The organism is Microbacterium sp. (assembly GCF_047972865.1).
In the GTDB taxonomy this organism is placed as follows: domain Bacteria; phylum Actinomycetota; class Actinomycetes; order Actinomycetales; family Microbacteriaceae; genus Microbacterium.
The window spans coordinates 1-6164 of sequence record NZ_JBKEAY010000026.1 but is presented as its reverse complement, the minus strand read 5'-3'; the positions used below and the strand labels follow the sequence as shown (position 1 = coordinate 6164).

Below are 6164 nucleotides of genomic sequence, written 5' to 3'. Positions count from 1 at the left end.
TGAGGTAGAGGGCAGTGACATCCCCAGCTCCCAGTGTTCTCGCGGACGTGTTGCACGGGCTGATGTTGGGGCTCATAGTGAGATCGCTTCCACCGTGTTCATCAGCATGCCCGATTCGCAGAACATGACCTAGCTCGTGGGTCACGACAGAGCGCAAGTCGTACTTGCTTCCGGTGCACCCGGTCGCCGTTGTCACCCAGCTCCTGCTCGAGGTGTCGATGCGCACGTCCGCTTCGATCGGCGACCCCGCACTGTTGAACCAAGTGCAGGTCAGGCCGAGAGTGGAGCCGGACAGGGCACCAAAATCGATGACGTTTCTACTGTCACGCGTGGTGCACGCGTTCGTGCTGCTGATGTTCGAATCGTACGTCCAGTTGCCGTAGCTGATGCTGCCGGGCACATCAACCGCGTTGTTCATGCCGCAGGAGTTGGTCCGGTTCTTCCACACATTCATGGACGCCGTCGTGATGGACTCAAACGTCGCCTTCGTGATGTTGCTGGGCCGTCGGTCGTTGCTGTTCAGGTAAAGGATCCCGGGGCGCCAGTAGCCAGCGGAGAGGCTCCTGGAGTAGTCCGTGCACCGAGAGTAGGCGGCGAGAGCCTGTGCAACTTGAGGCTCAGGCTCTCCTTCAAGTGGATCGAGCGGATCGCGGTCGATAGCCGGCGGCTGACTGCTCGCGCTAATCGTGCCATCGGTGGCGACAGCGAGTTCGAGGTAAGCTCCACCGTCTTCGGTGATCCCGAGTGCTATCACTCCGGTGCCGGGTGATGGGATTTCTGCGGCGACGTCCCCTGACACGACGATCGTAGATTCCAAACCGCAATCATCCACGTTCAAGCCGTCTACGTCGGCGACGGCGATGAAGTCTGGGTCCGCTATGCCGCACTTCTCTTCCGCGCCCGCCGCAGATGTATCGGCACCGGCGATGAAGCCGGCCAACATCAGCGTCACCACTGCCCCGCCTACTCTTGACGCCATTTCGTCCGCCTCGACTAAGTCGTTCTTGGGTGGAGCATAGCGAGGAGAGTTGGTGTTGTCACCCGGGCTACGGAACAGAGGCTTCCCGGTCAATCCGCCGCCCGGTTACGGGGGCATGTGGCCTCCCGAGTGGTGGGGTCGATGAGTGCGGCCAGCGAGCAGTTCTCGACTCATTCTGAGCCGATCTGGCGGGAGCGTGCCGACTTCATCATCAACGCGCAGTTGTCCGAAGTGGGCGGGTTTGAGCAGCTCTGGGTGAGGCGAGTTGGCGAGGATCAGTTCGAGGTCTGTTGTATCCCGTACTTCCTCTATAACGTTGCCCTGGGCGACACGATTGAGACGGCGCCACAGGGAGGGCGGCAGTACGTCTTGAGCCGGGTGCTGAACCCCTCAGGACGGTTCGTCTTCCGTGCCTACTTTGAGCGACCTCATTACCGGTACCGGGACGCGACGGCTGTCGGGGTTCAAAGGCTTGGGGCGCAGATCGAGTGGTCGTCCCCGAGTCTTCTCGCCGTCGACGTTGACGGGCCGTCCGCCCAGAGGGTCGCGGATTATCTGCAGGACCAGGAGGATGCCGGCCGGTTGGTGTACGAGACCGGCAAGTCGGCCTAAGCGTGGGTTAGGTCTCTGCCGCGCATGTGTAGGGCATGCCGGCCCCAGCCCCCGCCACACACGCCACCCACCTTCAGCCGACGACGACCGACCCGGCGACCTCAACGCGCTCTACAGGACAGGGCGACCTGCTGACCGTAGCGGTTCGTGTTGCGACTGGGAACCCGCACGCGCAACCCCGCGACGGGCAAGCCGCACTGCACCGGCACATCGTTGAAGCGATGGCAGGTCGCACGCACGTGGTCGGTCAGGCGCCCACGGGGTCCGGGAAGTCGTTGGCGACCCTCACGGCCGCGTTCCTCGCCGCAATCGAACGTGACGAACGGACCGTCATCTCCACCGACTCGCTCACGCTCATGGGTCAACTGCAGGACAAAGACGTGGCCACGGTGACCGCGGCCGCCGCAGAGCTTCACCCGTCGCGTGACGTGCGGGTCGCGTTCGTGAAAGGCGCCGCGAACTACGTGGATCCCGCGAAAGTCATCGCGACCGCGCAGACCCTGACTGGGACCACGTCCGTGTCGTTCGAGGGGCTCGCGGAACGCCTCGAGGCGGGCGGTGCCCTTCACGGTGCGGCCGAGTTCGGGGACACCGGAGAGGAGGACGCGTTCCGGGCGCTTGTCGTGTGGGGGCTCAGGCAGTACACCCGCGACGGTGGCGACGGTGACCGTCACTCCTGCCCGATCGAGCACACCGCAGACGCATGGCAGGCGATCAGTTCCCCGTCCTCCGAAGCGGACGACGGGGAACGGTTCGGGGTGGTCAGCAAAGCTGCCGCTGCGAAAGACCGCGCCGGCGAGGCCGACATCATCGTCACCAACCACTCCATCCTTGCCGTGCAAGCCGCGCTCGGACTGCCTGTCATCGTCGGCTCCGCCCGGATCGGGAACATCGATCACCTCATCGTCGACGAAGCTCACACACTCCCATCCCATGTCCGCTCCCAGGGCGCATCGAAACTGGCCGGCGGCACGATCCTGTCCATCGCTCGACAGGGGTACCGTGCGGCGGGGAGCCCATCATCGGGGGTGGTGCGCCGCTGGTATGACGAAGCGGACACCGTCGCCGCGTACGTTGACGAAGCCCTCAGCAGCCTGCTCCCCGGCCACCGTGAAGGTGTCCGGAAGCTCACCGAACACGACAACCCCATCGAACCGCTCGCGCCCGTCATCAACGACTGGGTCACCGTCGCCGGGAAAGTGCTCCTCGCATCCGCAAAGACCGGCGACGAGACCCGCCGATTGAAGCTCGTCGCCGTCGCCGACCGGCTCGACAAGCTCAGCGCGTCCGTGAAAGCACTCGCCCGTCACCGGAGCGGGTGGGCGCGATGGGTGGAACGAGACCGGCCCGCCGACAACGGCCGTCGCGCGTGGGTGTCCGCGAACGTGTCACCGATCAACGTCGGGTAGCTCCTCCACGGCAACCTGTGGACGAGCCACGACGAGGACGGCAACGACGTCGCACTCTCGGTGACCGCGATCTCCGCAACACTGCCGTCGAACTACCCGTACCAGGCGGGGTTGAACGCGCAACGCGCCATCTACCCGACCCCGTTCGCGGACGCGTACGCCCGCTCGGCGCTGTACATTCCGCAGCTGGAATCCGCTGCGGAACTGGAGCAGCTCACCCGGGAAGGCTGGCGGGCGAGACGTTCGTTCGACGCGTCACGGCACCCCGAATGGGCGGCGCGAATCATCACCCAGCTCGTGGACGCGAACCGTGGGCGGGCACTCATCCTCGCCGCGAAAGCAGCGGACGGTCGGATGTACGCCGACTACCCCCGCCGGAACCTCCCCGGCATCACCGTCCACTCGCAATGGGACGGTGGCACACCGTCACGCATCGTCAGCGAATGGAGGGACGACATCGGGGACGTCCTCGTCGGCACGAAGTCGATGATGACCGGGGTGGACGCGCCGGGGGAGACGAACTCCCTCGTCATCATCGACCGTGTCCCACGAAGCCCGTCCAACCCGATCGACGACGCACGAGCGGAGGAGATTGAGGCTCGCACCGGCGACAAATGGGGAGCGGACCGTGCCGTGTACAGCGTCGACGCCGCGCTCCTCCTCGCCCAAGCCGCCGGCCGCCTCATCAGACACACAGGCGACACCGGGCTCGTCGCGTGCCTGGACCCGCGCCTGCTGCGCGCACCCGGCGGGAAACCAGGCCCGATCACGTACCCGGAACCGAGCCGCCAGGTCTACATGGAGGCTCTGTACCCGTTCGGGCAGAAGCTGTCACAGCTGAGCGGCGCACTCGAGTGGCTGCGGGAACGGCGGTGACCTCCAGCCGGCGCCGAGCGCGCGCGTGGTTCGCCCAGTACGGAAGCGACGTCCTCCGTGGCCGGGCCGAACGGCGGAAAGCCAAGCAGGAGCTCCGACGCGGCATCGAGCCCGCGACCGGAAGTCACCGTCCATGTCTGGGACCACACCCCGGGCGCGGGTGTCATAGGTCTCCATGTCAAGAGCGGCGCCGGCGCCCTGAGCAGTATCGACTACCAGTGGATTCAGTTCAGACCCGATGGGACGCCGTTCGCGGGGGATGGGGCCGCGTGGATTCCCGCGCTGACGTGGGGTCTGACTGCCACGTTCGACGTGTTCGACCCGTACACCACCGAGCACAAGCCCGACCGCCGTTGGAACGTAGAGCGGATCGCACTTCGTCCTAACTACGAGCTCGTGCTCAGAATCGGGTGGCAGCGCCCGATCGTCACATGGCGCCGGAAGAACGTCGTCGTCCACTGGTCGACCCAAGCTCAGCGGGAGAACCGTCAACCGAGCATCCTCCGCGGCCGCGATGCGAAACGGTTGTTCGCGGACGCAGACGGTCGCTCCTACGCCAAATAGCGGGCGCAGCTACCTCGACGCGGCACGTTTCGCTGCGGCGGCCTCCCGCTGCTCCCTGTGCCATGCCGTCGTCCGCTCGTCCCGCAACCGGACCTGCAGGTAGTAGCGGACGTTGAAGTAGTCGGTCATCGTGTCCGTCTCCGCGTCCTGCCACTGGTCGCCGATGACCTGCAGGGTCGCGTCCAGCTCACCCGCCCACGGATGCTGGGCGCGATCACCGTTCGGCCGCGTCATGTCCAGGAGGCTGTCCGAGGCGCCTTCCACGGTCACGTTGATCGCCTGCCCACCCGCGAACCGTTCCGACGACACCCGGTACGTGAGCTCGTCGGGGATCGCGCCGAACGTCTGCGCCCGTTTCAGGTCCGCACGAATCAGCTTCGCGATCGATGCGACATCACGCTCCCCGTCGTCGGACCTCCCGCCAGTGAACCGGTTCCCGTACGCGCCACCATCGTTCGGGACACCGTGGAGGAGCACGCCCGCCATGGCAAGGCGGTCCAGGTTCACCCTGTGCCGCAGCGCATGCAACGCGGTGCCGGTCTCATCAACCTCGCCCCACCCGGACAGGTAGACGGGCTCATCCGCGCCCGACCATGTGCGCCCCTCCCGCAGGAGACTGTCATCCTTCACACGAGCGTCCTCGAGGCGGACGATCTCACCGTCGTCGTCGATGGTGGCGCGCTGAGCCCAGGCCGCCCGACCGGACGGCACCACCCACTGCACGCGACGGTTCCCGTCCACGTCCGGGTCAATCTCCCGGAGCACCGAACCGTCTGGCACGCCAGCCCGAAGGGACTCGACCGTGAAGTCCGGGTTGCACGCGTCCTCACGACCGAACGTCGGCAACGCCACCGCGTCGGTGAGGTCGCTCAGCGGCGCGCTGTTCGCCCTTGTTCGTGTACCTGCCGCTGTCCCCGTGCAGGTGCCCGTTCGCATCCTCGATCGCCATACCCACACGAGTGCGGCATCGCGGCGAACGCTCAGAACGGGGCCGGCTCCCACGTGTCCGGGTCCAGCAGGTTCATCGTCGGCGTCACGCCGCTGTCGCCCGGGTCACCGGCGTCGATGACCGCCTGCATCCGCTCATGCCAGTCCGCCTCGAAGAAGTCGTCCTCGTCGACGGTGAGCGCGCTCGTCGGAGCGGTGCGAGCCTGCGTCGTGAACTGCCCGCCGCCCGGAAGGCCCGCGGGGAGATGACGGTTGCCACGGCTGTCGATCATGATGCTCATGCCCACCACATGCGCGGCGAAGCGGTGAGCCGGCTACGCATCGCGCGTAGAGCACCTTGACATCCGCAATTGCTCGGAGTGTCGGACGGTCGGCGTAGATTGCGGCCATGAGTCCAATGGCTGTGGTGATGTGGGTGATGTACGCCACCGACCGCGCCGGCAACGACCGGCGCCGCTGCTCCGTGCGACCGCACTCCGCGATCACCGCATCCACCACATCGGGCGGGAACACCATCATCAACAGGCCGACCGAGACCAGATCCGGCAACGACCGATCCGACTCGGGCTTCCTCCAACCAGAACGCGGCATACCCCCAAACTACACCGATGTAACTCTAATTGAACGGTATTGGACTTAATGAGGCATTCGCGGTTGGAAATACCCAGCCACTCGCGGTGCGTGTTCATGGTTGGGTTTCCTTCTGTGTTCGACGGTACTCGATCCGGTTGCGGCGTGCTCGGTCGAGTCCGTCGCGGCGGGCTTACCGGATCGTC

7 protein-coding genes and 1 pseudogene are annotated in these 6164 nt (G+C 65.9%); 4 read left to right on the top strand and 4 right to left on the bottom strand.

What is annotated here, in order from left to right:
- On the bottom strand, window positions 1–943 hold a 943-nt coding region (locus tag ACK5KK_RS01485), incomplete at its 3' end, for a matrixin family metalloprotease (RefSeq protein ID WP_416888319.1).
- Between the two features lie 177 nt (window positions 944–1120).
- On the opposite strand from ACK5KK_RS01485, the gene ACK5KK_RS01480 reads away from it, so the two are divergent.
- The 4 genes from ACK5KK_RS01480 (at window position 1121) to ACK5KK_RS01465 (ending at window position 4440) form a co-directional block, all read left to right on the top strand.
- Window positions 1121–1591, top strand: a complete 471-nt coding sequence (locus ACK5KK_RS01480; protein ID WP_416888318.1) for a DUF4265 domain-containing protein — start codon at window positions 1121–1123, stop codon at window positions 1589–1591.
- Between the two features lie 221 nt (window positions 1592–1812).
- Entirely contained in the window at window positions 1813–3000 is a 1188-nt protein-coding gene (locus ACK5KK_RS01475) for a hypothetical protein (protein WP_416888317.1), read from the top strand.
- Window positions 3001–3060: 60 nt separating this feature from the next.
- Complete coding sequence (locus ACK5KK_RS01470) at window positions 3061–3876, top strand: helicase C-terminal domain-containing protein (RefSeq protein WP_416888316.1); 816 nt, start codon at window positions 3061–3063, stop codon at window positions 3874–3876.
- 57 nt (window positions 3877–3933) lie between these two features.
- The gene (locus ACK5KK_RS01465; protein ID WP_416888315.1) at window positions 3934–4440 is read left to right on the top strand and encodes a hypothetical protein; all 507 of its coding nucleotides are present in this window, start codon (window positions 3934–3936) and stop codon (window positions 4438–4440) included.
- Between the two features lie 9 nt (window positions 4441–4449).
- Here the strand turns inward: ACK5KK_RS01465 and ACK5KK_RS01460 are convergent, their stop codons facing one another.
- From ACK5KK_RS01460 to ACK5KK_RS01450, 3 genes and pseudogenes are all read right to left on the bottom strand, one after another.
- Complete coding sequence (locus ACK5KK_RS01460) at window positions 4450–5376, bottom strand: hypothetical protein (RefSeq protein ID WP_416888314.1); 927 nt, start codon at window positions 5374–5376, stop codon at window positions 4450–4452.
- Window positions 5377–5420: 44 nt separating this feature from the next.
- A complete protein-coding gene (locus ACK5KK_RS01455; RefSeq protein WP_416888320.1) occupies window positions 5421–5669 on the bottom strand; it encodes a hypothetical protein in 249 nt (82 codons plus the stop codon).
- Between the two features lie 88 nt (window positions 5670–5757).
- Window positions 5758–5979: pseudogene (locus ACK5KK_RS01450) on the bottom strand (transposase domain-containing protein); the annotation flags it as partial.
- Window positions 5980–6164: the final 185 nt, after the last annotated feature.

Excerpts from the sequence above, each read along its gene's own strand:
- ACK5KK_RS01455 (WP_416888320.1), bottom strand. The coding sequence starts at position 5,669 with ATGAGCATCATGATCGACAGCCGTGGCAACCGTCATCTCCCCGCGGGC.
- ACK5KK_RS01460 (WP_416888314.1), bottom strand. The coding sequence starts at position 5,376 with ATGCGAACGGGCACCTGCACGGGGACAGCGGCAGGTACACGAACAAGG.
- ACK5KK_RS01480 (WP_416888318.1), top strand. The coding sequence starts at position 1,121 with ATGAGTGCGGCCAGCGAGCAGTTCTCGACTCATTCTGAGCCGATCTGG.
- ACK5KK_RS01475 (WP_416888317.1), top strand. The coding sequence starts at position 1,813 with ATGGCAGGTCGCACGCACGTGGTCGGTCAGGCGCCCACGGGGTCCGGG.